This is a genomic window from Temperatibacter marinus (genome assembly GCF_031598375.1).
GTDB classification, from domain to species: Bacteria; Pseudomonadota; Alphaproteobacteria; order Sphingomonadales; family Kordiimonadaceae; genus Temperatibacter; species Temperatibacter marinus.
The window spans coordinates 967,466-993,750 of record NZ_CP123872.1 but is presented as its reverse complement, the minus strand read 5'-3'; the positions used below and the strand labels follow the sequence as shown (position 1 = coordinate 993,750).

The following is a 26,285-nucleotide window of genomic DNA, read 5'->3' as shown; positions in this document are numbered from 1 at the left end:
CTATCCAGCGATGGCAGCCGCATTAATCATCGCTGTGCCAAGCTTAACAGAAACCAATAATATTGCTGATCCCATTTCCCCCTTTTCGATACGCTCTGGTAAGTCTTTTAAAAAGAGATCCATAACCCGAAAAGCGACAATTTGAAGTAACAAGGCTACAACACCCCATATGATTAAATCATAGAGACTGGCCGACGCCGCAAGCGAGAAGGCTAGAGGGAGTGCTAAGCCAACGATAGCGGCGCCGAGTGAGAGGCTCGCAGCAATATTGCCTTCACGGATTAAAGCCATTTCATCGTGACGCGTGAGTTTCATATAAATGAGGGTGCCGATGAAAAGAATAAACAGGCTCACAGCACTATGAGTGAGAAAGACTGGAAACCCAGCTAGAAAGGCATCAAATTCAGGAATGTTCATAATTAGTTTCGCTTTTTTACACAATTCCAAGGACATCAAGCATGTCGTATCGACCATTCTTTTGGCCTTTTGACCAAAGAGCGGCCTTCATGGCTCCCGAAGCAAACAAGCCGCGGTTTTCTGCTCTGTGACTCAGTTCAAGACGTTCATTTTCGCTGTAAAATCCAACAGTATGTTCGCCGACTATGCCGCCCCCGCGCATCGCGCTATAGCCAATAGCGCCCCTCTTTCGGGCACCGGTCAAGCCATCCCGACCTCGATCACAAACGTCATCGTGATTTACGCCTCTGCCTGCAGCCGCCGCCTCCCCTAACATGAGCGCAGTGCCAGAAGGAGCATCCACTTTATTGCGGTGATGGGCTTCATAAACTTCTATATCCCAGTCATTGTCTAGGGCTTTGGCCACACGTCTTGTAAGAGCCGTCAAAAGATTCACTCCCATACTCATGTTACCTGCTTGGATAATAACAGCAAGGTTACCAGCTTCATCCAAAAGGGCATCGTCATCTTTAGAAATACCCGTTGTCCCAACGATTAAAGCGGTTTTCGTATCACCAGCAAGAGCAGCATGAACGGCAGTGTTGCCGGGACTCGTAAAATCAATCACCACATCGGAGGCTTTGAAAACGTCTTTCGCTTTTGAAAAAAGGGGGGCATCTGTACCAGGTATAGCCCCTCCAACCATGCGATGGTCTTCTCTTTCGCTGCCAGCAGCTAAATCAAGACCTTTGGTTTTTAGAACTGCTTGAACCAGTTCCTGGCCCATGCGGCCCATGGCACCGAGAATGCCTACATGTATGCGATCTGCCATTACCAATTCCTCCTATAGAATAGATAGTTCCTTTAAGCATATGGCCAATGGGATAAAAGTCAAAAGAAAAGGCCCGCTAAAAAAACGAGCCTGATCCTATTTACTTTTTGTCGGAGTTCTTAGAATTTGAAGCCAAGATCTAAGCCATATGTAGCCCCGACACCAAGACCTGTACGTGGGGCAAACATTGTAGAAAGCAAGAGTCCGCCTGCGCCGCCGCGGTAGACATTGTCAAAGATGTTGCTGCCGTAGACAGAAAGTTTGATGTCTGCATCGCTATTTGTCCAAGCAATGCGGGCATTTGTTCTGTTTTGAGAAACACCAGTAGTCCATGTTTGACGGCCCCATGTGGAGACCCCGCAAGTGCCTTCGCTTTGGCAGACTTCATTGACAGTGTTTGCAGCTCTATAGCTATGAGTAATATTTAGATCAATCACCCCATTATCCCCAAGATCATAGGCATAATCAAGACCAACGCTTGCCATAAAATCAGGCTCTCCGTTTGGCTGACCTGTCGTATCATAGACAACACCGCTGCGTGTGACTTCACAGTTTTCGGCACAGCTAATTTCCTGATAAGAGGCATTCGCAAAGAGACGTAGACCGTCTGTAACAAGGAATTGGAAGTCCATATCGACACCCTTTCCTTTTACGTCTTCTGTATTTGTTACATATTGAGGAATGCCAGAGCCATCAACGTCTGAAAGTCGAATAGATTGTTTGTCATCATATTTATAGGACCACCCAGACATATTCAAGCGCATGCGTCCATCTAGAAGGGAAGACTTAAAGCCAATTTCAATATTAGTCACTTCTTCGTTGTCAAAGACAGAATTGAGCTCTTGTGAATTATGACCGCCGGCTTTATGGCCCATAGCCCATGAACCAAAGATCATTATGTCATCAGTAATATGATAATCGACAACAACGCGAGGACTTAGATAGTCCCATGAATCAGAGCGTTCAAAGTCATAAGCTCCATCAAAGACCAGATCTCCATTGCCCCCAATGACAGCTGACATTAGGTAGGCATGAAGATCGTCAAAGCTATTCACACCAGGGATACCTGCGGCGGCAAGAGCCCCTGTTAATTCTGCCGGCGCGGGCAAGAATTCAGAGCCTTCTACACTGCGACCTTCATTAACCCAGCGCCAGCTTTTCTTGTCTTTGGTATAGCGTAGACCTGCAGTAACATTGAGACGTTCATTCACATGCCAAGTACCGTCAAAGAAGACCCCCCAGCTTGTAGTTTCGCCGTAGCCGATCATATCTTCTGTCCAGCGACGACCATACCAACTAGAGCCATAAAGACCTTGCATTGCATCTTCAAAGCTGGCTGTGGGGCTAAGACCTAGGCCGGCAGCGAGCGCGCCAAGACCTGGATCAAAACATGCAAGCGGTAGCTCTGAGAAACCAAGGTATCTTGTCCAACTATCGAAATAGAGGTTTTCACAGGGATTGTTAATTCCATCAGAAAAATCAAGACCTGCTGCAAGAACGCCAGCTGTCGCCCCTACATTATAAAGTGTTGTATCAATTGAATTGGTTGTTCCGTGTGTATCAGACCGCTGATATGCATCTTCCTTATAGAAAGAACCTCCGGCTGCCCACGTAAAAGTATCGTTTGATCCATTAAAGCGAAGTTCTTGGTAGAAGTGTTCATTTTCTTCAACATTATCTGTATCGAAGTAGAAATTCGGATCCGCTGTACCATCTTCTTCTTGGCGGTTGAAGGTGGTGAATTTCTTATAGGAAGAAACAGAAGTCATGGTCGCAAAATCAAATTCATGCTCAATTGAAAGAGAGAATCCATCTAAATCACGACTTTCGCGGCCATTTCCAATATCCGAGGTGAAACGGCCAAATCCATTTGCCCCGTCGAGAGTGTTTGCATCTCTCACAAAGTCCCAGCGATTACCTGCATTTGCAGGGTTATAACCTAAGCCTGCAAGGCCAGCATAAATCGCTGAAACGGGAATACTGTCAAGAACAGATGTTGGTGTATCAGCTGTAAGAGGCAAGCCTAGCATTGGTGCAAGCAGAGGAATAACATCACCATGCGCAACAATATCGCCGAGGCGTTCACTTTGGAATCGAATTTGACCATTGCCGAGACCAACAAGAACACTGTCATCATCTTGATCGGTGTGATCGAATTCGTAGCCCAATGTCACCGATGTGGTGCTTGAAGGCTCCCAGCGCAATCTGATACGCCCTGTTTCATTGGCTTCTGTGCCGTATTTATCGCCTGTCACGGCATCAGAGGCATAGCCATCTCTGCGGTTAACTACTAAATTAGCACGCAGGGCCAAATTCTCAGTAAATGGCACATTGATCATGCCTGTGAATTTCTTTTTATCATACCGACCATAGCGCAGATCAACAGACCCATAGAGTTCGTCCATTGTCGGTTTCTTAGATGTGATAGAAACAGCACCGGCAGCAGTATTCCGGCCAAAGAGAGTTCCTTGGGGTCCTTTTAAAACCTCCACACGCTCAACATCATTGAACATAACAAGCGAAGCGCCTGAACGAGTTGAGTAAACCCCGTCAACGTAAATTGCGACAGCGGGATCAGTTCCAACACCAAAATCAGATGTTTGCACACCGCGGATTTTAAAGCTTGCTTGTGTGTTACCGCCGACTTCTAAGCCAGGCGTGAAAATAGCAAGGTCGCGCATGTTATCCGCAGCGAGTTTATTAATATCATTGGCAGAGATAGCAGTCAGCGCAATCGGTACATCCTGTGAATTTTGTTCACGTTTCTGAGCTGTAACAACAATTTCTTCCAGCATCAGATCATCATCATCATCCTGAGCAACAGCTATTGTTGGTGCGGTAAGGGCCAGTACACTGGCACTCGATACTAAAAATTTCCTTAAACGACTAGGTGTCATGATTTCCCTCCTGATATGACGACTCATAAATATATGATGGCGCATAAATTCTTTTTTTTAGGTCAAATTTCTACAAATGTGAAACCTGCTCACTTTTTACCGTAATTGGGTTCGTGTCCTAAAAGCAAGTCCTAACTGGTACTTTCAACCTATTTTTTAACAATGTATAGGGAAAAATCGCTCAAAATCAGCCGTTTAAGAAGTATTTTTACCCATCGTTTGCTTTTTTATCACAGTGGCATTAAAACCTCATTAAAGGTTATAGGAAAGCCAATTTTGACATATGAATAAAGAATTACTCAAAAAAATCCCTAAGCAGGTAAGGTCGAAAGAGCGCCTGAAGGGCATTCTAAAAGCAGCGGAAGACCTCGCGTTGAGTGGGGGTTTTGAAGCCGCGACAACCAGTGAAATTGCTCAGCGAGCGGGTATTCCTGTGGGATCCTTTTATCAGTTTTTTGATGATCGGGATACGATGTTCGAATATCTCTATATCGAAGCCTATAACTCCATAGAGCAAGCCCAGATCAAGAAAGCTGAAGAGTTGCTAGGACAAACAGCCTGGGATGAGTTCATCAAAAAAATGTTACAGAATTTTTGGCGCGTTGCCCGGGATCATAAAAGTTTTAGAGTGTTAACTCGTTGGCATAATGCAACCCGACCTCTTTTAGACGCAACGGCCAACCTTGAAGGCCCTATGGGGCAAATGTTTGAGAAATTTATTATTCTCCTTGGCTTTGAATTTCCGGAGAATAAACGCTCAGTAATTTTAAATGTGATGATTGCAAATTTATCGCTCTGTATTGATTTAGCAATAGAAGAAAAAGATGAAACTCAAGCATCCCTCTTTATGGAAGAAGCCATTGAAATGGTTCTTCGCTATATTGGACCCTATGCCCCTCAATGATGCGTTAAAGCTAAGACTTTCTCTTTTTAGTCACATAGGTACCAACCAACAAGCCTATAAGCGCCCCAATCAGGGTGTATAGAATGATATGATCGTACTCTAGCCCAATAAAACTGCCTATTCCAGCACCTACTAAGGTGGCGACCCCCGCCCAGTTTATCGGCTTATTATCTTTTTGATTATTCATGGCCGGTAACTTTCTTTGTCGTCTCTTTATGATAGGGCAAGAGGCGAAGAAGGAAATTACAATGCGATAAAGTGCGGGAATTTTGCGACAAAAAGGACAAAAAAGGAGTTGTTTCCCGTTTTAATATTTATTTCTTAGGGCAGTTGAAGTCATTTTTTAACCGGCATATCCCAGATCAGAAGTTGGTTTTAGGTCTGAGAAAATTGAAATTTCTGTTTCGCCCTGACTTAAGATATAGGTTGCTGCCACAAGGGCCATTTTACCAACATCCTCTGTAATTGCCCCTGCCTGCTCTGCATGCATGTAGCCGATCAATAAATCCTCAGCTCCTTCCCGAGTAAGGGTAATCTCTTTTAGCAATTCAACCACCACTTGATAATCTTGATCTTCAACATCAAATGTACCTTCAAGAACAGTTTGCTTTTCTTTTAAAACAAGAACTTTGAGCGTGCGGGTCATGAAAAAACCTTTTCATCAATGAGGGTGAGGGTTTCTTCAATACCATAGAGTGCGATAAAGCCCCCCATTCGTGGCCCTTGACTTTGACCCAGCAGAACCTCATAGCAGGCTTTAAACCAATTTCTCAAATTTTCAAATTCCGCATCTTTCCCAGCAGAATAGACTTCAGTCATGATTTTTTCGGCGTCTTGTTCCCCTGGATTCAAGGCGTGTAGTCTATTCTTCAAACTTGAAAATGCCGTGATTTCTTGCGCAGTTGCTGTCCTAAATTCTTTGGTCGGCAAAACGAAGTCTTCATAGTATTTTAAAGCATAGCCCATAAGTTGATCAAGGTAAGGGAATTGAGCAGCATTTGCCCCGGCTGCATATTTTGAGACAAAACCCCACAGAGTTTCTTTATCTTCTGCTCCAGCAGCGGAGACAAGGTTGAGCAAGAGGGCAAAGCTGACAGGAACTGTCGTTGCAGGGACGGCTCCGTTATGAACATACCAAGCAGGGTTCTTATATTGATCCGTTATCTCTTGAGTCGGAAAGTTCTGCACAAAAGTGAGATATTCGTCCACAGCCTTAGGGATCACATCAAAGTAAAGGCGTTTTGCTTTTTTTGGTGATTGATACATATAAAGACTCAAACTTTCAGGGCTGGCATAAGCAAGCCATTCCTCAATAGAAAGTCCATTCCCTTTAGATTTACTAATTTTTTCACCTTTTTCATCAAGGAAAAGTTCATACGTGATCCCTGCAGGCGGTGTACCTCCAAGAATTCTTCGAATAATAGAAGAAAGTTTTACAGATTCGCTTAGATCCTTACCTGACATTTCATAGTCCACATCCAAGGCATCCCAGCGCATGGCCCAATCAACCTTCCATTGACATTTTACGTTACCACCCGTTACAGAGACTTCTTGACGCTCCCCTTCGCTATCATCAAAGGCAATGATCCCTGCACTAGCATCGACGATCTCTACAGGAACTTGCAGAACAACGCCGGTTTTAGGGCAGAGAGGCAAGAAAGGACTATAAGTTTTTCTACGCTCTTCGCCCAGAGTGGGAAGAATGACATTGATGACTTTTTCATAGCGTTGGCAAATTTTCAGGAGCGTAGCGTCCATTCTGCCAGACTGATAGCATTCTGTTGCGCTATAAAAGTCATACTCAAAATTAAACTGATCTAGAAAAGTTTGGAGACGTGCATTGTTATGCTCGCCAAAAGAAGCGTGTGTGCCGAAGGGATCAGGTACTTTTGTTAGAGGCTGTCCGATATAGGCGGCCATTTTCTCTTGGTCAGGAATATTGGTCGGAACTTTTCGGAAGCCGTCCATATCATCAGAAAAACAGATAAGCTTTGTAGGGATGTCTGAAATTTCTTGAAAAGCGCGCATCACCATTGTTGTGCGGGAGACTTCACCAAAGGTGCCAATATGCGGCAACCCTGATGGACCGTATCCTGTTTCAAAGAGCACATAGCCCTTTTCAGGTGTCTTGCCCTTGATGCGTTTCAACAAAGCTTCAGCTTCTTTAAAACACCAAGTTTTTGACGCAAGAGCAAGATCACGGTTTTCAGTCATTCTTTTATCCTTTATGTTCACGGATGACATTCAGTCACAAATTGCCGTTTTAATAGGGATTTCAGTGACTTTGGTCAAGAATTATCAAGGGTTATCTAATGACACATACACTATTAATTCGGGAAACAATACCAGAAGATCAATCTGCTATCGAAAAGATGATGACAGAATTCGTAAGAGATCAATTTAAATATACGAATGAACTCGACATCATGCCCGCTGCTGCTGTCGCACAGATGAAGGCTTTGCAAGGCCGTGTTATGGCTGATGGTGGTTTGATCTATGTGGCAGAAGTTGCTGAAATATTGGTTGGGTTTGTTTTGGTTTTATTTGAAGATAGGGAAGATCTAACAGTTAGAGAAGCCTATAAAAGTTATGCCCGACTGACGACGGTGTATGTGAAAAAAGCCCATCGATTGTCCTATATCGCCACTAAGTTGCACCATGACGTTGAAGCCCATGTCCGAAAGTTAAGCTATGAAAAATTAAAATTGGAAGTGACTTATATGAATAAGGATGCTGTGAAATTTTTTCAAACGCTAGGATATAAAGTGACAGCACTGACTTTGGAAAAATAGGGCGAGAGAGAAAAGCGCTGCGACGATTCCCCTTTTGTTCTTTTTTCTTTTCTTTCAGTAAAGACCCAGTAAAGTGGCTTTTATGACAAATCCTTCTCAACGAGAAAATAAGACACACATTTCTTTGAAAGACCTCCCTGCCATGGCGGTTGGAGTGTCTGCCGCCGTGCGGCTCAGTGCTGACGGTGAGCTGACATTTCTTGATTTGATAGGGGCAGCAGATGCGATTTCTAGAGATCAGCATCTTGTTGTTAACATGCCTCTTGTGGCGCGTCGATTGGGTCTTGGTCCTTTTCGCAGTTATGACATCCTTGAACTTTATGCCTTCACAAGACCCGCTCGATTTGCTTTGCCAACCCTTAAAGGGTTAATGCAGGCCTTGATGCAATCACAGGCGGATATGCCGCAAAATCTAGAAGATGAAGTCATCGCCTTACAAGAGGTTGCACAGCATTTAATAACGGACCTTGCGAGCGAAACATATGCTTACCGAGGAGGTGCCTTGTCTGTGGCATCCGATATGGCCCGTTCAGGATGGGCATGGGGTCAGTTGGCTGTCCAAGCCCTCTCTCCCTTGTCCTCATATGATCGACAAAATGGATTGGCTTTTTGGCAAGACCTTACGGAAATAGAAGATCATGCACCACCACCGCCAGCTGATGATCAGCCGGTTGAAAGCAAAGAAGCCTTAAGCCGACTAAAAGCTCTACTCGGGCCTGCCAGTGAAAGTCGTGAAGGACAGCAGCGCTATGCAAGTGCCGCTATTCATGGGTTTCGGCCAAGGGAAATGGCTTCCGGGCCTAATTTTCAATTGTTAGAAGCAGGAACTGGGACTGGAAAAACATTGGGTTATATTGCCCCAGCCAGTTTATGGGCAGAAAAAAATGAAGGCTCGGTGTGGTTATCTACTTATACAAAAAATTTGCAGCGTCAGCTGGATCAAGAATTATCAAAACTCTACCCTGATCCAAAAATTAAAGCCAAAAGAGCGGTTGTGCGAAAAGGACGTGAAAATTACGCCTGTATTTTAAATATAGAAGAGACCATTGCAGCTCTTAAGGTTAGACAGGGAGCAGACCGTGATCGGATACTCATGGGGCTTGTTGTTCGGTGGGCAAGATTTAGTCGTGACGGAGATATGATTGGGGGAGATTTTCCCAACTGGCTCGGCGCTCATTTTGGTCATGGCCGTATCATGGGTCTCACAGATAGGCGAGGAGAATGTCTGTTTACGGGTTGTACGCATTATCGTAAATGCTTCATTGAGAAAGCGGTCAGAAAAGCCCGTCAAGCGGATCTTGTTATTGCCAATCATGCGCTTGTGATGGCGCAGGCTGTGATGCGAAAAGGGGACCCAGACTTACCTAAGAGATTGGTTTTTGATGAAGGCCATCATTTATTCGACGCCGCGGATAGCAGCTTTTCAGCCCATTTATCAGGTATGGAGGGGACGGATCTACGGCGCTGGCTTCGAGGCAAAGAACAAGGATCCAGAAGTCGAGCGCGCGGTTTAGAAAAACGCCTTGCTGAATTGATTGTCGGCGATGAAGAAGCCACAGATCTTATAAGCCATATTACCCACGCTGCCCGTATTCTCCCGGCGGAAGGGTGGCAGAATAGGCTCCAAAGTCAGGATCCTTACGGCGCCTTTGAACTCTTTCTTCAAGTGTTGCGGACGCATATTCTTACCCGGAGTGAACAGGACACAGGCCCTCATTCAATAGAAGTTTCGCCTCTCAATCCAATTGAAGGTTTAACAGAAGCAGCCACCATATTGGCTCAAGAGCTTTCGCAGTTAACCAAACCCATGAAAGCGCTGGCGAAGCATATGTTGAACAAACTTGCGGAAGAGGCTGATGAATTTGATGCGGGCGAAAGAGGCAAATTAGAATCCACTGCACGATCTTTGTCCTTGAGGGCGGATCAGGTTTTTACGTGGCAAGTTATGGCCAGTGATATTGGCGGGGAGATTCCTGAAGGATTTACAGATTGGTTTGAGTTGGATCGCATTGAAGGACGAGAAAGAGACATTGGAATGCATCGCCATTTCATCGATCCCACTAAACCCCTTGCTCAAGAAGTTCTAGAAGAAACCCACGGGGTCCTTGTTACAAGCGCGACATTGCGGGATAAATCTTTGGAAGGGGAAGAGGAAGCAAGCAAGCGATGGGGTGCAGCTGATATGCGTGTTGGCGCAACGCATATGGCAGTTCCTGCAAAAAGGCTTTCCCTGGAAAGTCCTTTTGATTATGCAAAAAACACACGGATTCTAATCGTGGGTGATGTGAATAAAAATGATGTGAAACAAGTGGCTGGGGCCTACAAAGCCCTGATGCTCGCTGCAGGCGGAGGGGCGTTAGGTCTCTTCACGGCTATTTCTAGATTGAAGGCTACGTATCATGCTATGGCTGCGGATCTTGAAAGTTATCACATTCCGCTCTATGCCCAACATGTTGATCCGATTGATGTATCAACGCTAGTAGATATATTCCGCGAAGACAAAGATGCTTGTTTGCTTGGGACTGATGCAGTGAGAGACGGTGTGGATGTTCCAGGGTCATCACTTAGGCTTCTCATCTATGACAGGGTACCATGGCCGCGACCGACTCTTTTGCACCGTGCGAGACGCACTGCTTTTGGAGGGCGTGGATATGATGAAATGCTCACAAGACTTAAACTTGCACAGGCCTATGGTCGTTTGGTACGCCGAGCCACAGATCGAGGTGTTTTTGTTATGCTAGACGGCGCAACGCCCACACGACTGCTCTCAGCGATGCCTGAAGGTGTTGAGATAGAGCGGATTGGTATTCGGGAGGCAATTCAGCAAACAAGAGATTTTTTCAGAGACCTTTAAAGGCTCTTCGTCTTTTTTATTATCCGGATATTGAACTCGACAATTCAGCGCTTACCTTTTATCGTAACAAGATAAGACAGCGAGGAGAAAATACATGTCTACCATCAGTCCAGAAACCGCTTTGGTTTATACAATGGTTGTTGTTTCTGCATCCGACGAAACTATGACAGATAGTGAGCTAACCCGTATGACAGGTATGGTTGGCTATCTTCCAGCCTTTATGGACTATCATGTGGAACGGTTGAGAACAGATACGCAGAGCTGCATAGAATTGCTTCAATCTGATGAAGGGTTAGACGCTGTCTTTGGTTTGATTGAAGAAGCTGTGCCAGAGACTCATTATGATCTGATGTATTCTATTGCATGCGAAGTTGCCGCGTCTGATGGTATGCTGAGCCAAGAAGAATTACGTTTATTGGAAATGATAAGGCACTATTTTAACATTGACCGATTAACTGCAGCGGCGATTGAACGTGGGATTGCGGCACGTCAAAAAGTGATTTTGAGTTAACCGTCTTTTTCAGTTTTTGCAAAGGCAGTGGCTGCGGCCATTGCTTTCATCAATTTCTTCTTTTTACCAGTGCGCATCGCTGTGATAATTTTTGATGCTTGACTTTGCATGAAAATCTCATAGGGCTCTACAGGGGCTTTCGCAGCTATTTTCTTTGCCAGCACTTCGGCTGCTTCTCTTTTTTTTCCGTAAGCAAGATAATTAAGATATTTGATTTGAAGAGGTAGAGAAAAATCGCCCAAAGTCACGGCTTTGGCAAAAAGTTTATCAGCCTTCTTTTTACTGCCACCAAGAGCCATGCGGACAAAAAATCCTGCTCGATCAATTTCAGAATGCCATGTGGCTAAGGCCCCTAATGCTTCAGGGTTGTTGGGGTATTTATCTACAATTTCTTCAAACATTTTTTTGGACTTTTTAGCAAGAGAAGCGCTTGAATAAATCTTACTTTTTAAAGCATAAGACATGGCAACGCTTAAGCGGCCGTTAAAATGCTGTGGATATTTTTCATGAAAGCTTTCACAAATGGACGTGATCCGATCAATTTCGGATTTATAGTCTTTGTAAGCGCCGTACAAGCCTGATTGCACCATAGTGATTTTACATTCTAGGAATTGTTCTTCCATGTCTTGAGACTGTTTTGCCAGTTCAATAGCTCGGGTTAGGTCACCTTGAATATATGCCTTGAGAGCTACATCAGCTCCATAGAGTGGGGCTGTGAATAGAATGAAAATACTCATCAAGATAAAAGTGCGCATTATAATCCTTTATAGGTTTTCTTAGCTCTTCCAGAAAGTTTTTGAAAAAAGCACTAAGACAGTAAACAGTTCTAAACGTCCTAAAAGCATGCCTGCACATAAAATCCATTTAGCACTATCAGGCAGCGTTTGGAATGTGCCCGCAGGGCCAATTGTATCTCCTAGTCCAGGGCCAACATTGGCAATGGCGGTTCCTGCACCAGAAAAAGCCGTTACCCAATCAACGCCTGTTAATGCTACTAATACGGCCAGAATCATATAGCAGATTAAAAAGAAGGCTAAAAAGCTCATTACAGAGCTTGTGACATCGGGAGAAATTTTAGCCCCGTTGTAGCGCGGAATGAAAATTCCGTTTGGGTGCATACTTTTCCCGATCCAGTTCTTCATATTTTTAAATAAAACTTGGAATCTAAAGATTTTAATGCCGCAGCTGGTGCTGCCCGCACATCCGCCAATAAACATAATACAAAAGAACATGGTGACCGAGAAAGTGCCCCAAGCCCCATAATCCATTGTAGCATAACCAGTGCCTGTCATGATTGAGATGATGTTAAAACTTCCATATCGCAAGGCTTCAAAAGGGCCATATCCTTTAAAATATATGAGCCAGAGAGTGACGATTCCAACGAGGATGGCCACAATATACAGGAATGTCCGGGCTTGTTCATCGCGCCAAAAAGCCAGAGGTTTCCCTCTTAAGACTTGTAAATAAAGCACAAAGGGCAAAGAGCCTACGATCATAAAGAGGATGATAATAAAATCCACAAAAGCACTGTCAAAATGCCCTACGGATCCATCACTGGTTGAGAATCCTCCTGTTGCAATAGTGGTCATCGCATGAGCGATGGCATCGAACGGCGTGAGTCCTGCGATGATAAGCATCAATGCACAGATAGCTGTAAAGGTAATGTATAACCCGCCAATTGCACTTGTGATTTGTCGGGCACGCGGAAGTATTTTATCGCTGGTGTCACTGCTTTCCATGTGGAAAAGTTGCATACCACCCACCTGTAGCATAGGCAAAATTGCGACTGCCATTACAACAATTCCAATGCCCCCAAACCACTGAAGTATCGCCCGCCACAACAAAATTCCTGGTGGCATCGAGTCCAAACCTGTCAGGACAGTAGACCCGGTTGTCGTCAGCCCGCTCATGGCTTCAAAATAGGCATCAGTAAAGCTCAAGTTTAATTCAGAGAAGGCAAGAGGAAAAGCCGCGAAAAAAGGCAATACCACCCAAAGCGCCGTGGTCATTAAAAAAGCCTGTTTAAGGTTAAGAGCTTGTTCAGTCCCTTTATTGGCAAGATAGAAGGCAGCACCAACGAATAAAGTGACAAAAGCTGAGGATACAAAAGTTAGCCAATCTGGATTGCCCATAAAGACGTCAACCAAGGCAGGAATAAGCATACCAAACCCCAAGAAAATGACCAGGATTCCAATAGCATATAAAATAGGGCGTAGGTCAATCACGGCGTCCCTGTCTCCCCAAACAATTAAGTCTCCCCAAACAATTAAGCGTATGACTTTTTAATTTACAGCATTTACAACATAGGGACTATCTAACGAAAACGCAGGAATTTCAACCTGGAATATGGAATTCTCATAGGGCCCGCTTTGCCAGATGAATTCATAGGAGCCTTTCATGAAGCCTGATGGTGTTGATAGAGGACAGCCGCTGGTATAAGTAAAGCGTTCGCCCGGTGCTAGAATTGGCTGCTCACCAATCACGCCAGCGCCTACAACTTCTTCTTTTTTGCCTTTGGCATCTATGATGATCCAATGACGATTCAGGAGCTGAGCTGTTTCTGAACCGATATTAGCAATTTCAACACGGTATCCCCAAAAGTAATATCCCCGATCAACATCGCTTTCATGATTCATGTAAAAACTTTGAACACTCACGCGAATTGCGTGCGTGGTGGCCTCATATGTCATGAGGCCTTCAAATAGCTTTTCTTGACCCACTTGGTTAGAGCCGTCACTCATTCTTATATTCCTGCTTGATCCAGGGCATGCATCAGATCTTTGACGAGATCATCTCCGTCTTCTAGACCAATTGACATCCTGATCATTCCTGTATTTACACCCAATTCTCTTCTCGTTTCTTCTGGGAGAGCCTTATGTGTGGTTGTCCAGTTATGGGTTGCAATAGAGCGGCTATCTCCAAGGTTATTGGTAATATCAAAAATCTCTAAAGCATTCATAAATTTGAAAGCTTGATCTTTCCCCCCAGGAATTGAGAGCGTAACCATATTGCCGCCCCGTTTCATTTGTTTTTTTGCCAAGTCATATTGAGCATAGGAGGGTAAGGAAGGATACCGTACATCTTCAAGCCGTTCTGCGAGCGCCGCTGCGACTTTTTCTGCATTATCGCACATGGCATGAATTCTCATATCCAATGTCTCTAAGGCTTTGAGATGTACCCATGCATTAAAAGGTGATATTGCGGACCCTGTATGACGAAAGAAGGGATATAAAAATTCTTCATCAAAGGCTTGACTGCATAACACAATACCCCCCATGCATCGCCCTTGACCGTCCACATGTTTGGTGGTGGAGTAAGCTACAACATCAGCACCAAAATCTAAGGGGTTGAGCAAAACAGGCGTAGAAAAGACATTATCAATCACAAGGCGCGCCCCGACATTATGAGCAAGATCTGCCAAGGCCTGGATATCAACCATATCTAAGGTAGGGTTGGCCATACTTTCTGCAAAAAAGACAGTGGTATTATCCTGAATACCGGCTTTCCATTCATCAAGATTTGGCCCATCAACCACAGTGGTTTCTACGCCGAATCGAGGTAGTAATTCATCCATGAACCAACGATTAGATCCAAAAAGAGCTTTGGAGGCTAAGACATGATCCCCGGATTTAACCTGACAGAATATCGCGGCGTGCATCGCCGCCATGCCTGTGGCAGTTGCCCGCCCAACATCAGCTCCCTCAAGAAGTGCCATTCGATTTTCAAACATCTTCACGGTGGGGTTTTCTTGACGACTATAAACAAAGCCTTCTCGAGAGCCGTCAAAGCGCCCTTCTGCCTCTTCCGCTTCTTCAACAGCAAAGGCAGATGTCAGGAACAGAGCTTCTGACATTTCGCCCATATCGCTTCTAAAGGATCCACCGCGCACGAGCTGTGTCTTACGGGACCATTTTGATGTGATTGATTTGTCAGTACCTGTCTTATGTTTCATCGGAAAACTCCCTAAATCTAAACGCAAGGCTAACTTGCCTCTTCGCCGCAAAAAGTCAAGCAAAGGCTGTGTTTGAGGTTGAAATTAAAAAGTAGATTGCTAAGGTGACGAAAATTGGGTTGGCTTGCTATGAGCGAGCCCAAAGTTTCCTTCTCATCTGTAGAAGCTCGCAAACACTTTAATTCTGGAGGCTTTTCTATGTCTGTTACTCTTTGGCACAATCCACGTTGTAGTAAATCGCGTCAAACTTTAACCCTTTTAGAGGAAAAAGGGATTTCACCGACTATTCGGCTTTATCTTGAAGACGTGCCTTCAGTCGACGAAGTTAAGGGCGTATTGGATCAGTTGGGTTGCGAGCCACGGTCATTGATGCGCGTGAAAGAAACTGCCTATAAAGAGCAGGGACTTGCAGAAAAGGAAGGGGATGCTTTGATTACGGCAATGACTGAAACGCCGAAGCTTATTGAGCGTCCAATCGTCTTTGCAAATGGGAAAGCAGCCGTTGGGCGCCCGCCGGAAAGTATTCTTGAAATTTTATAGGTGTATTTTTCCAGTTTATCGGTAATTTATTGATAATACTTACTATTTTGCAATGCCTACTTTGAAGAAAGCCTTTCATCTTTAACATTATTTTAACTTTAGTCTAATACCCATATATGGGGTCGAAAATATCGCCAAGGAATTCATTCACTTGGATCTAGGGAATTATAGGAAAATTTGTCATGTCAGAGATGAAGAAATCTTTCAGTTTTACTAACCTTAAAACGCGATCAAAAATCCTCACGGGGGTAAGTGCCCCTCTCCTTTTACTTGTTCTTCTAGCCGCTATTGTTATCAGCAATATCGCGAACCTTTTAGAAACAAGTAAATGGGTGCAGCACACGCAAAATGTTTTAGCAAAATCTACTGCCATTGTTGCTTCTGCTGTTGATATGGAAACCGGGATGCGAGGTTTTATGCTCGCTGGAAAAGATGAATTTCTTGAGCCCTATGAAGGGGGAGAGAAAAAAGTTTATAAGTTAATAGCAGAATTAAAGAATACTGTGAGCGATAACCCGCCCCAAATGGCGCGCCTAGATGAAGTGAGAGACGTGTTAAAAGAATGGCAGTCTAATGTGACTGAGCCAGCCATTCAGTTTAGACGCGACGTGGGTTCAAGCAGAACTATGGAGGAGGTTGCTTCTCTTATTGGTGAAGCGCGCGGGAAACAATATTTTGACAAATTTCGCGGACTGATGGCTAATTTTGCTTCGATTGAGCAAAGACTGATGGAAGAGCGTCTTGTGAAAAATGAAGAGACTGCTTCATCAACTTACACTTATATTTACACCTTTACTCTTCTTGGTCTTCTTCTTGGGATAGGACTGGCCATGTATATTGGTCGTCTTGTGGCTAATCCAATCATCTCGATTACTGAGAGCATGAAGCGATTAGCTGGCGGTGAATATACCTTGACTGTTCCTGGCATTGGCCGTGCGGATGAAATTGGTGATATGGCTGAAGCCGTTGAAATCTTCCGTGAGTCAGCTATTGAGAATAAGCGTCTGTCTGAAGAAGCTGAAAAGCAGCGTCAGCAAGAGTTTGAAATGAAAGAGCAGCGGGCTCGAGAGCGCGAAGAGCAAGAAAAGGCAGCGATCGAAGCACAGCGTGTTGTGGCAGAGGAAGCAGAAGCAGAGAAAAAACAGTCACAAATGGCTCTGGCTGAACAGTTTGATAGCCGTGTTGGCGGTGTCTTAAGATCTGTAAACGACTCGGTCATGTCATTAACAGAAACGTCAAATGTGATGACACAATCTGCGGATCGCACCAATAATGAAGCACAGAAAGCTGCTGAAGCTGCCTCACAAGCAGGTCAGAATGTCACAATGGTGGCCAGCGCCTCTGAAGAAATGTCAGCCTCTGTGGCAGAAATTAGCCATCAGGTGAATGAAGCGGCTAAAATTTCGACGGAAGCTTTGTCTGTTTCTGAGACTGCAGCCAATCAGGTAGGTAATTTGAATGATGCCACCAGCAAAATTGATCAAGTTGTATCTTTGATTAATGATATTGCTGAGCAAACAAATCTTTTAGCCCTCAATGCCACCATTGAGGCAGCGCGTGCGGGTGAGGCTGGAAAAGGGTTTGCAGTCGTCGCCAGTGAAGTGAAAGCTCTTGCCAATCAAACAGCAAGTGCGACATCTGAAATTGCAGAGCAAGTTACAGAATTACAAACAGTGACAGGCAGTGCGGTTAATTCAGTTGAAGATATTTCATCAACAATCTCACGTTTAAATGAAATTTCTGTTGCAATTGCATCGGCTGTTGAGGAGCAAGCAGCCTCTACCCAAGAGATTAGCCGAAACTCTAGTCAAGCAGCTGAAGGGACTCAATCAGTTGGTCAGAATGTTTCTGCAGTATCGGCCATCGCGAATGAAACGGGTGCCGCCGCTGGAGAAGTGAATCAATCTTCTATCGAGTTGAAGCGTCAAGCTGAAACCCTTCAGACAGAAGTTGAGGCCTTTCTTTCTGAAATTCGTTCAGGATAAAAGCGACCTTTCTGTTACTCAGAAACAATAATTTGGAAAGAAAACCATGACATATAAAAATGCGTTTACAACGCTCGTATGCATAGCTGCAATGAGCTATTCTACAGCCCTAGTAGCAAATGACCTTGAAGAGGTTGGCATAGATTTAGGGGGCTCATATGAAGTGGGTCTACAAGCAGCGCCTTTAGGCAGTGATGCAGGCGGGTCCTCAAAACAACGATTCACCCTAAACCTAAAAGCCGACATGAATAAATTGCTTGGCTTAGAAAACGGTACTTTGTTTTTCCAATATCAAAATCATAACGGTGAGCACGGCGTTAATAATATCTTTGATATTCAGCAATTTGACGGATTAGATGATCCTGAATATGACCGGATCCATATGTTTTGGTATCAACATGTTTTCTTGGACGGTGCCGTGCGGGTAAAAATTGGGAAAGTTGAACCTAAGAGTGAATTTTTTGCGCCTGAAAATGCGCGCAATCACCTTGGATTTTCAACAGAAAGAAGCCCTACTATTATTGCTCAAGGTCCCCCTTCCATGAGCATCAACACTTTTTTGAAGCTCTCTGATTCCTTCACCTTTGCCATGGGCGTTTACGATGCGAGCTGGAACAGTGGGCGGGATGAAAATACCTTTAAACTTCATAATTTCTTTGATGCCAATGAATTCGCCATTTTCCTTGAAGGACGCTATACATGGGAGCAAGGAATCAACGGCTTACCGGGTGGTGTCAAACTTGGTGGGTGGCGCTTAGAGGGTGACCGAGATCGTTTCTCTGGACGTACCGTTGACGGGACAGATGGATATTATGTCGTTTATGATCAAACACTGACAGAAAATGGAATTGGCGTTTATGCTCAATACGGCCATGCTGATAAAAGAGTAAGTGCTTTGTCTCGGCATGTGGGCTTAGGGATGCAATGGAAGGGTCCCTTCCAATCTCGAGAAAATGATGTTTTCGGGGCGGGATTGTCAACTGTGAAATTCTCTGATGTGTCGGCATCGCCTTTTTCTAAAGGCAGTGAAACCGCTTATGAGCTCTTTTATAAAGCGCCAATCACCGATTGGTTTACGCTTCAATTTGATGTTCAAGCGATTAATAATCCTGGAGGTCAAGGGGCTGAGGATGTTGTGGTGTCTGTCTTAAGAGGCACATTCTCTTTCTAAGGTTTATCCCTCAAGAGACTTTAAAATTCCAGAATAAGTAAAAAAGCTCGGTCTATTGATCGAGTTTTTTTACTTGCCAGCTCTTTTCTCAGGAGTACTGTAAAAGATATTATAGAGGAAGGGATTTGGAATGATAAAAACATGGGTAAAAATTTCAGCACTGGCCACTCTCTTGTCGCCTATTGTGATTGCGGATGATAAGCCAACACCAGGCAACGAGGCGACCGCCCGGATCGCAAAAATGGGCTTAAAATTGCCTGCAGACATTCCAACACTAAAAGCAGGCGATATGAAGGGGCCTTATAAACGTCTCGTTATTCGCGGTGCGACTTTGATAGATGGAACAGGGGCGCCTCCAAGAGGGCCAGTCGATATTGTTATAATCAATAATAAGATCGACGGTATTTCAAGTGTGGGTAACCCTGGTGTTCCGATTAATCCTAAATACCGCCCTGCCAAAGGCGATTATGAAATTGATGCGCATGGGTCTTATGTATTACCGGGCTTTGTAGATGCTCATTCTCATATTGGAAATCCTGGCTGGGGTCTGCCAAATGGCACGATGCCATCGATGGAATATATTCTGAAACTTTGGCTGGCGCACGGTATTACAAACAGCCGAGAGGTCAGTTGCGGATTAGGATTAGACTATACACTCAAGCAAGCAAAGAAAACAGCTGCTAATAAAGGCGCGGGCCCGCGTCTTTATCCTTACTGTGCATTTCCAAGCAGTATAAAATCCCCTGAAGCTGCGCGTAAATGGGTGCGGGGTTTAAAAAAAGGGGGGGCTTCTGGGATAAAAGTCTTTGGCGGCCAACCTAAAGTATTAGCGGCGTTGTTTGATGAGGCCAAAAAACAAGGGCTGCGCACTGCCTTCCATCATGCTCAGATGTCCGTTACACGGACAAATGTTCTCGATAGCGCCCGGATGGGACTGAATAGTATGGAACATTGGTATGGGTTGCCTGAAGCACTTTTTGAAGATCGCATAGTACAAGATTATCCTCTCGATTATAACTATAATAACGAACAAAACCGTTTTGGTGAGGCAGGTAAGCTATGGAAACAAGCGGCTAAAAAGGGAAGTAATCATTATGAAAAGGTGATGAAAGAACTTCTCAGTCTTGATTTCACCTTGAATCCGACATTCACAATTTATGAAGCCAATCGTGATGTGATGCGATCGCGAAATGCTGATTGGCATGACAGCTATACCTTACCGTCTATGTGGACATTCTTCCAACCAAACAGAGTTTTACACGGCAGTTATCATTTTGATTGGACAACCGAAGACGAAATAAATTGGAAACGTAATTTCCGTATTTGGATGCGTTTCATCAATGACTATAAAAATCGTGGTGGCCGTGTCACTGTAGGGTCGGATAGCGGGTTCATTTTCAAGTTATTTGGTTTTGACTACATCCGCGAATTTGAACTGTTACAAGAAGCAGGTTTCCATCCACTTGAAGTGCTCAAGTCTGCAACTTTGAACGGGGCAGAGCTTCTAGGCATTGACGATCAATATGGCTCGGTTGAGCCTGGCAAGATAGCTGATTTAGTGATTGTGGATGAGAATCCTATCCGAAACTTTAAAGTGCTATACGGCACGGGCCATATGAAGCTAAATGACGAAACAGGTAAAGTGGAGCGTGTAGGCGGCGTGAAATACACGATTAAAGACGGGGTGATTTATGATGCCGTGAAATTGCGTGCTGAGGTACGTGCCCTTGTTGAGGAAGCAAAAAAACAGCAGAAATAATCGTTGAACTTTTAATGAAAAAAAGGCTCCTATTGGGAGCCTTTTTTGTGTGTTGCACTCAATCTGATTTTATAGAGAAGAGTATACAAATTCCATAAACAACAAATTCCAACCAGCTCCCCCGCCTTTATAACGCTCGTCGAAATCACGCATTGGATTTGCGTCTTGAACTTCTTTGAGGGTTTTGCCGGCCTCTTTCAGTTTTGCAATACGATCTCTGGCAACTTCAAGCATTTCTTTATAAGCTTTCACACCGGCTTTATCTGTAACTTGACCGTGACCGGGAATAATTTGAGTAGCCTCATTTGATAGACTGTGGGCTTTCTCCATGGCTTTAATCACACCGTGGATACTGCCGCCGCCGCTAACATCGATGAAAGGATACATGCCATTAAAGAATGTGTCGCCCATATGGATCACATTTGAGCTTTTAAAATGAGCGATGCTGTCGCCGTCAGTATGGGCATTAGGAATGTGATACAACCGAGCTTCTTCCCCATTCAAGTGAATAGAAAGCTCTTCATTAAAAGTCACTTGAGGCAGCCCTACTTTTTTTGTAGGTGGGTTTCTAGCATTAAATGTTTTCACAAATGTTTCTTTCGAAATGCGAAGACGAACATTATCATGCGAGACCATAATGGCACCAGCTTTGCCCATATTCTCATTCCCGCCTGTATGGTCAAAATGATAGTGTGTGTTGATCACATATTTGGGGGTCATGCCGCTAATTTCTTTTACTTTAGCAAGAATTTTTTCTGATAAATTTGAAAATTGATCATCGATTAAATAGGCACCGTCTTTGCCAAATTGCAGACCAATGTTGCCGCCTTGGCCAAAGAGAACATAGACAGAATCCGTAAGTTTCTGTGCTTTGATTGTCACTTCATTTTGCTGTGCAGTTGCAGGCAAGGCGAGAGATGCTGAAAGCAAACCCGCACTAAAGAGAAATGTTTTATTCATTGTAAGCCTCCTAATGTTGTTTGACATAAGTATGGCGCAAAAGAGAAAAAAGAAAAGGGACAATTCCAAATGCGCCCGCTTAAACAAACTTTTGCCAAACTTATCTTTATGCTTTCCATCAGAACATGAATTGGGTACAAATCAAGAAAGTGGAACGGTTTGGGCGCCACCGACCTCATCTGGGACTTCATCTGGGACATCATTGATGACAGCAACAAACAAAAAGAATATAGCCGTCTTTTTTGGCGGACGCAGCGTAGAACATGATGTAAGTGTTTTAACGGCTTTGCAATTCATAGAAGCTTTATCGCCGCTCAAATATTCTCCCTTGCCCGTCTATGTGGATCCATTAGGTCAATTTTGGGGCGGAGAGGCTCTCTTAGATCGTTCTAACTATCCTATAGATGCTGAAAAAATGGCCTTGTCTCAGTTGCACCTTGATATATCAGCTTCTCAAGGCGGTAATCCTCTTCTTTATACCGAACGGAAAAAGCTTTTTGGCTCAGAACGGATTGAGTATCCTTTTGACCTTGCTGTGCCTGCGATCCATGGGTCAAACGGCGAAGATGGAACGTTACAGGGATTGTTTGATTTTGCCGCCATTCCCTATGCGGGCTGCCGACCCTTAGCGGCAAGCAGTACCATGGATAAAGGATTTACAAAGCATATCCTTCGCACAGTATCAGTCCCTTGTCTTCCTGACCTTATTTTAAAGCGGCCGAAGAAAGGAACATATCTTGAGGATGATCACCTAGCTGCTTTATTAAAAGAGGCACTAGGGAGCACCCCCTATCCTTTGATTGTAAAACCCTGTAATTTGGGATCAAGTGTTGGGGTGGCAAAAGCAGAGGATCCAGATGATTGTATGGCAGCGATTCTCAGTGCATTCCGAATGGATCATGCTGTAATTATAGAACCCTTTGTCCAAAATTTGACAGAGTATAATATTGCGGTCCGTCGCCTGGCGGATGGATCCCTAGAGACAAGCGCCATCGAAGAGCCAAAACGAGGTAGTGACCTCCTTGATTTCCAAGAAAAATATATGCAAGGCAGCAAGAGTGGTAAAAAACTTGGTCACAAAACAGGAGGATCTGCTTCTGAAGGGATGGTTTCCCTTGGGCGAACTTTAAATCCTGATCATTTATCTAAAGTACAAATTAATCAACTTCAGGAGAACGCTAAGACGGCATTTGATCGCTTAGACCTCGCTGGCAGTGTGCGGATCGATTTTCTCAGCAACAGAGAAACCGGTGAAATCTGGTTGAACGAGATTAATACAATACCTGGATCATTTGCTTATTTTCTCTGGGAAGCGGCTTCGCCGTCCTTCTCTTTCCTTGAGCTGACAGACGCGATAATTCAAGAAGGGTTTCAGCTGACAAAAGAGCGGTCAGCTTCTACAAGCAGTGCACTTGGAAATGCATCAATTTTTGGGGCGTAACGTGGTCGTTTCTTGGGCATATAAAACCATAGGAGCTGAGCAGCAGGGCATCCCGATTATTTGGTTACATGGCTGGGGCCAGGACCATCACTCTCTTCTCAAAATTGCCTCAAGCCTTGATCATCAGGGCCCTCATTATCTTTTTGACCAGCCAGGATTTGGTGAGACGGAACGATTAATGAAAGGCGCAGGGACGGCCGTTTATGCCACCATGCTTAAAGAGCAGTTGGAAGCTTTAGAGATCGAGGGACCTGTTATTTTAGTTGGCCATAGCTTTGGTTGCCGTGTAAGCGTTCAAATGGCTCATCTCTTCCCAGAGTGGGTTGCTGGTGTTGTGATGATTGCGGGCGCTGGCCTTAAGCGGCGGCGCAGTCCTTTATGGTTGTTAAAGTCATGGACTTTGAAATTAAAGGGGAAGATTGCTCATCTTCAAGATTTCATGTTCAAGACGAATAAGAGGGATGAGTTTCGCCGACGATATGGCAGTGTTGATTATAAAAATGCAGGCGAACTCAGAGAGACTTTTGTAAAAGTGGTGAATGAAAATTTGGCGGATAGAGCAAGGTCCATTGCCTGTCCTACTTTGTTACTTTATGGACAGTTTGATACGGAAACCCCGCCGTCTATGGGCCAGAAATATGCCCGCCTCATCCCTCACTCGAATTATATTGAACTCTCCTCACTGGGGCATTTGGATGTTTTGGATCGTGGGGCTTATCAGGTTAAGGCCTATCTTGATGACTTCTTGAAAGGGTATGACACATGACAGAGTGGGTGAATACTATATTTGGTCAAGATTTCCAGCCCTTGTTTTACGTCTTAATTTTTTGGCCCTTATTCCTCTTGATGGCTTATGACCGCATGCAGACATACCTCATGTTTTATCAACAAGAGGAATATGACAGTGTGAGATTTATTGCCTGGATTAAAAGGCATAGAGCATGGGATAAAGTTGCGTCCCTTGGCTTGGGTGCGGCAATTATGTGCACCCTATTTAGTCAATTTCAAGGACAACACCCAATCTTTGCCTATCTTGAGGATGCTTCAATCATTTGCGCAGTAGTTGGTTTGATTGGAGGGGTGATAAAATCTCGTGGGAATAGGCAAAGCTCTAAAAAGCCCCTGGTTCGGACAGAACGGGTGGCGCGGATTAATCGCAATGCGGTGCTCTTGCTGTTAGGGGGGTATCTTCTCTTGACGATTGGGGCTCTATCTTTCCCAAACGGAACCCGCTTGGTTTTAGACAGCAGCTTAGACAGTTGGATGAATCCCTTACAAACATTAGATTGGCGGATTACAGGCCTCTATCTTGCTTTTCTATTGGGGGTCCAGTTAACACCAGTCTTTTTGATGGGAGCTAATAAGTTTTTAGAACCTTATGAGGCCAGAGTCCAAGCAAGATTTTTGGCAGAAGCGAAGGCCAAATTCGCCCTACTTCAGCCTACAGTTATTGCTATTACAGGCTCCTTTGGCAAAACCAGCACTAAAACTATTTTGCAGCATATTTTATCCAGCGTTCATCCGACGCTAGCGACGCCTGGCAGCGTGAATACTGAGATGGGAATTACTAGAGTTATTCGCGAGCAGTTGAATGAAGATCACAGTTATTTCATTGTTGAAATGGGGGCTTATGGACCGGGGTCTATAGCAAAGCTTTGCCGTTTAACGCCGCCCGATGTGGGACTGATTACGGCTGTGGGAGCCGCCCACTATGAAAGGTTTAAGACCTTAGAGACTGTGGCTTCTGCAAAATTTGAACTTGCGTCGGCTACAGCTATGAAACAAGCGGACAATCCTGTCATTATCAATACAGATGGGATTCCATCTCACCTACTTGATCCCATGACAGAGACTGTTCGTGCCAATTATATTCGAGCTGGAAAAGAGGGTGCGTTAAGCGTTGCCTCTCTTGATCAAAAAGAAGATGGCCTGCATTTAATTATAGCGGAAGAGGACCAAGAGCATAAGATTTTTGTGCCCTTATATGGGCCGCATCAGGTTGAGAATATCCTATCTGCTATAGCGGTTGCGCGCTCTTTAGGGCTTCCATTCAGTGTCATCAGAGCAAGTTTGAAATCATTGCCTCAAATTCGCCACCGCACAGAAGTGGATCGCTCTGGACCAATTGCTACTGTGAATGATGCCTATAATAGTAACCCTATTGGTTTTGAGGGGGCATTGATTGCGTTAAATGCAATTGTCAAACCGGAAGGTCGTAGAATTTTGGTAACGCCGGGTATGGTTGAGCTTGGAGCTAAGCATGATGAAGAACATAAGCGACTGGGCGTTATCGCTGCCCAGCAATGTGATGTGATCCTTGTTGTCACACCTTCACGCATTCCTACTTTTGTTGCGGGCATCAAAGGTGTTAATAAGGATCACTTGACCCTTATAGAATTTTCTTCTCAAGCGGAAGCAGAGGCGTGGGTGCGTACAAATGTCCGTGCAGGAGATGCTGTTCTATACGAGAATAACCTGCCAGATCTTTACGAGAGTCCGCCTAGCTTTTAAGGGGTTTGAATAAGGCGTTGTAAATTACGCTGAGCGGTTTGAGCCAGGGCACTATCTGGGTCCAAGTCCATAATTTTAAGCCAATCCTCGCGTGCAAAATCTTTGCGGCCTAGTAATTCATAAACATGGCCGCGTTCAAGCAGAGCCACAAGGTGATCAGGTCGTTGCGTGAGAATGACGGTGAGTGAAGTAAGCGCGATTTCTAAGCGATTGGTCATCCGAGCGGCTGAGGCGTAAAGCAGTCGGTAATTTCCATCTTCTGGCTTTAATTGAATGAGACGGGCCATGTCTTCATAGGCGGCCTCGAAATTTTCATCTGCCACAAGAATGCGGGCACGGTCGGCAAGAATCTCTTGGTATAAGAGCGTTCCTTTTGGGGCTGTTGCTTCTGCACTATCCGCCGCTGAAACTGCCATGGCTAAATCTTCAGCTTGAAGCCATGCATTTGCTGCCTGCTGATAGACGGAGGCTAACATATATTCATTGGCAATCGTCCGCTTGCCGTCAAGGAAGGGCATGTCCTTTCCTGTCCGCATGTCTTCTGCGACCCGATCAAGCATCAGTCCAGCTGGTTTGTATTTGTTGCGTTTATAAAGACCAAGTGCTTCACAATGCCGTGCGGGCGTTCCGCCACCAGCTGATTGCCACTCAAGGGCCATTTTCAATGCCCTTTGAGGGGAGGAATGAACCAGTGTGATGCATTTTTCATAGGTTTCAGAAGCCTTGGCCGGATGAAAGTCTTGCTCTTGTGCAAGACTAGCTGCAGAGCTTGAAAAAATA

At 44.6% G+C, this 26,285-nt stretch carries 23 protein-coding genes; 11 read left to right on the top strand and 12 right to left on the bottom strand.

The features are described 5' to 3' along the window. The 3 genes from QGN29_RS04460 to QGN29_RS04450 all read right to left on the bottom strand — a co-directional run bounded on the left by QGN29_RS04460 (position 1) and on the right by QGN29_RS04450 (position 4,125). Positions 1-417 (bottom strand): DUF350 domain-containing protein, encoded by a 417-nt coding sequence (locus QGN29_RS04460; RefSeq protein WP_310799478.1) that lies wholly within the window; start codon positions 415-417, stop codon positions 1-3. A 16-nt stretch (positions 418-433) separates the two neighbouring features. Further along, positions 434-1,228: a 4-hydroxy-tetrahydrodipicolinate reductase gene (gene dapB / locus QGN29_RS04455; RefSeq protein ID WP_310799477.1), complete on the bottom strand. Its 795-nt coding sequence runs from the start codon at positions 1,226-1,228 to the stop codon at positions 434-436. Between the two features lie 119 nt (positions 1,229-1,347). Then, positions 1,348-4,125 (bottom strand): TonB-dependent receptor, encoded by a 2,778-nt coding sequence (locus QGN29_RS04450; protein WP_310799476.1) that lies wholly within the window; start codon positions 4,123-4,125, stop codon positions 1,348-1,350. A gap of 283 nt (positions 4,126-4,408) precedes the next feature. Between QGN29_RS04450 and QGN29_RS04445 the strand changes: the two genes are divergently transcribed. Further along, a complete protein-coding gene (locus QGN29_RS04445) occupies positions 4,409-5,029 on the top strand; it encodes a TetR/AcrR family transcriptional regulator (RefSeq protein ID WP_310799475.1) in 621 nt (206 codons plus the stop codon). A 10-nt stretch (positions 5,030-5,039) separates the two neighbouring features. Here the strand turns inward: QGN29_RS04445 and QGN29_RS04440 are convergent, their stop codons facing one another. From QGN29_RS04440 to QGN29_RS04430, 3 genes are all read right to left on the bottom strand, one after another. Then, on the bottom strand, positions 5,040-5,216 hold the full coding sequence (locus QGN29_RS04440) for a hypothetical protein (protein ID WP_310799474.1): 177 nt from the start codon (positions 5,214-5,216) through the stop codon (positions 5,040-5,042). Between the two features lie 156 nt (positions 5,217-5,372). Then, positions 5,373-5,675 carry a hypothetical protein gene (locus tag QGN29_RS04435; protein WP_310799473.1) on the bottom strand — a complete coding sequence of 101 codons (303 nt, stop codon included), beginning with the start codon at positions 5,673-5,675 and terminating at the stop codon, positions 5,373-5,375. Further along, a complete protein-coding gene (locus tag QGN29_RS04430) occupies positions 5,672-7,243 on the bottom strand; it encodes a lysine--tRNA ligase (protein WP_310799472.1) in 1,572 nt (523 codons plus the stop codon). Before QGN29_RS04430 ends, QGN29_RS04435 begins: the two co-directional genes overlap by 4 nt. A 98-nt stretch (positions 7,244-7,341) precedes the next feature. Here QGN29_RS04430 and QGN29_RS04425 point away from each other — a divergent pair, with 98 nt between their 5' ends. The 3 genes from QGN29_RS04425 (at position 7,342) to QGN29_RS04415 (ending at position 11,186) form a co-directional block, all read left to right on the top strand. Further along, the gene (locus tag QGN29_RS04425) at positions 7,342-7,821 is read left to right on the top strand and encodes a GNAT family N-acetyltransferase (protein ID WP_310799471.1); all 480 of its coding nucleotides are present in this window, start codon (positions 7,342-7,344) and stop codon (positions 7,819-7,821) included. An 82-nt stretch (positions 7,822-7,903) separates the two neighbouring features. Next, the gene (locus tag QGN29_RS04420) at positions 7,904-10,675 is read left to right on the top strand and encodes an ATP-dependent DNA helicase (RefSeq protein WP_310799470.1); all 2,772 of its coding nucleotides are present in this window, start codon (positions 7,904-7,906) and stop codon (positions 10,673-10,675) included. Positions 10,676-10,769: 94 nt separating this feature from the next. Next, the gene (locus tag QGN29_RS04415) at positions 10,770-11,186 is read left to right on the top strand and encodes a tellurite resistance TerB family protein (RefSeq protein ID WP_310799469.1); all 417 of its coding nucleotides are present in this window, start codon (positions 10,770-10,772) and stop codon (positions 11,184-11,186) included. Here QGN29_RS04415 and QGN29_RS04410 read toward each other — a convergent pair. The 4 genes from QGN29_RS04410 to QGN29_RS04395 are packed head-to-tail and all read right to left on the bottom strand — an operon-like array spanning position 11,183 to position 15,138. Further along, a complete protein-coding gene (locus tag QGN29_RS04410) occupies positions 11,183-11,941 on the bottom strand; it encodes a tetratricopeptide repeat protein (protein WP_310799468.1) in 759 nt (252 codons plus the stop codon). The genes QGN29_RS04415 and QGN29_RS04410 overlap by 4 nt on opposite strands. 21 nt (positions 11,942-11,962) lie before the next feature. Next, entirely contained in the window at positions 11,963-13,411 is a 1,449-nt protein-coding gene (locus QGN29_RS04405) for a TrkH family potassium uptake protein (RefSeq protein ID WP_310799467.1), read from the bottom strand. A 57-nt stretch (positions 13,412-13,468) separates the two neighbouring features. After that, positions 13,469-13,927: a Co2+/Mg2+ efflux facilitator ApaG/CorD gene (apaG, locus tag QGN29_RS04400; protein ID WP_310799466.1), complete on the bottom strand. Its 459-nt coding sequence runs from the start codon at positions 13,925-13,927 to the stop codon at positions 13,469-13,471. Positions 13,928-13,929: 2 nt separating this feature from the next. Beyond that, on the bottom strand, positions 13,930-15,138 hold the full coding sequence (locus QGN29_RS04395; protein WP_310799465.1) for a PLP-dependent transferase: 1,209 nt from the start codon (positions 15,136-15,138) through the stop codon (positions 13,930-13,932). A 198-nt stretch (positions 15,139-15,336) separates the two neighbouring features. Here QGN29_RS04395 and arsC point away from each other — a divergent pair, with 198 nt between their 5' ends. The 4 genes from arsC to QGN29_RS04375 all read left to right on the top strand — a co-directional run bounded on the left by arsC (position 15,337) and on the right by QGN29_RS04375 (position 20,593). Continuing rightward, entirely contained in the window at positions 15,337-15,678 is a 342-nt protein-coding gene (gene arsC / locus QGN29_RS04390; protein ID WP_310799464.1) for an arsenate reductase (glutaredoxin), read from the top strand. A gap of 182 nt (positions 15,679-15,860) precedes the next feature. After that, positions 15,861-17,663, top strand: coding sequence for a methyl-accepting chemotaxis protein (locus QGN29_RS04385; RefSeq protein WP_310799463.1), 1,803 nt, complete (start codon positions 15,861-15,863; stop codon positions 17,661-17,663). Between the two features lie 46 nt (positions 17,664-17,709). Beyond that, entirely contained in the window at positions 17,710-18,834 is a 1,125-nt protein-coding gene (locus QGN29_RS04380; RefSeq protein WP_310799462.1) for a carbohydrate porin, read from the top strand. Positions 18,835-18,964: 130 nt separating this feature from the next. Beyond that, a complete protein-coding gene (locus QGN29_RS04375; protein WP_310799461.1) occupies positions 18,965-20,593 on the top strand; it encodes an amidohydrolase family protein in 1,629 nt (542 codons plus the stop codon). Positions 20,594-20,662: 69 nt separating this feature from the next. On the opposite strand, the gene QGN29_RS04370 is transcribed toward QGN29_RS04375, so the two are convergent. Next, a complete protein-coding gene (locus QGN29_RS04370; protein ID WP_310799460.1) occupies positions 20,663-21,553 on the bottom strand; it encodes an MBL fold metallo-hydrolase in 891 nt (296 codons plus the stop codon). Positions 21,554-21,758: 205 nt separating this feature from the next. Here QGN29_RS04370 and QGN29_RS04365 point away from each other — a divergent pair, with 205 nt between their 5' ends. Genes QGN29_RS04365 through QGN29_RS04355 form a run of 3 tightly spaced genes read left to right on the top strand, consistent with a single transcriptional unit; the run spans position 21,759 to position 25,505 of the window. Then, positions 21,759-22,994, top strand: coding sequence for a D-alanine--D-alanine ligase (locus QGN29_RS04365; protein ID WP_310799459.1), 1,236 nt, complete (start codon positions 21,759-21,761; stop codon positions 22,992-22,994). Between the two features lies 1 nt (position 22,995). Continuing rightward, positions 22,996-23,760, top strand: coding sequence for an alpha/beta fold hydrolase (locus QGN29_RS04360; protein WP_310799458.1), 765 nt, complete (start codon positions 22,996-22,998; stop codon positions 23,758-23,760). Then, entirely contained in the window at positions 23,757-25,505 is a 1,749-nt protein-coding gene (locus QGN29_RS04355; RefSeq protein WP_310799457.1) for a Mur ligase family protein, read from the top strand. The genes QGN29_RS04360 and QGN29_RS04355 overlap by 4 nt, the downstream gene beginning before the upstream one ends. Here the strand turns inward: QGN29_RS04355 and QGN29_RS04350 are convergent. Continuing rightward, complete coding sequence (locus tag QGN29_RS04350; RefSeq protein ID WP_310799456.1) at positions 25,502-26,164, bottom strand: tetratricopeptide repeat protein; 663 nt, start codon at positions 26,162-26,164, stop codon at positions 25,502-25,504. The genes QGN29_RS04355 and QGN29_RS04350 overlap by 4 nt on opposite strands. Positions 26,165-26,285: the final 121 nt, after the last annotated feature.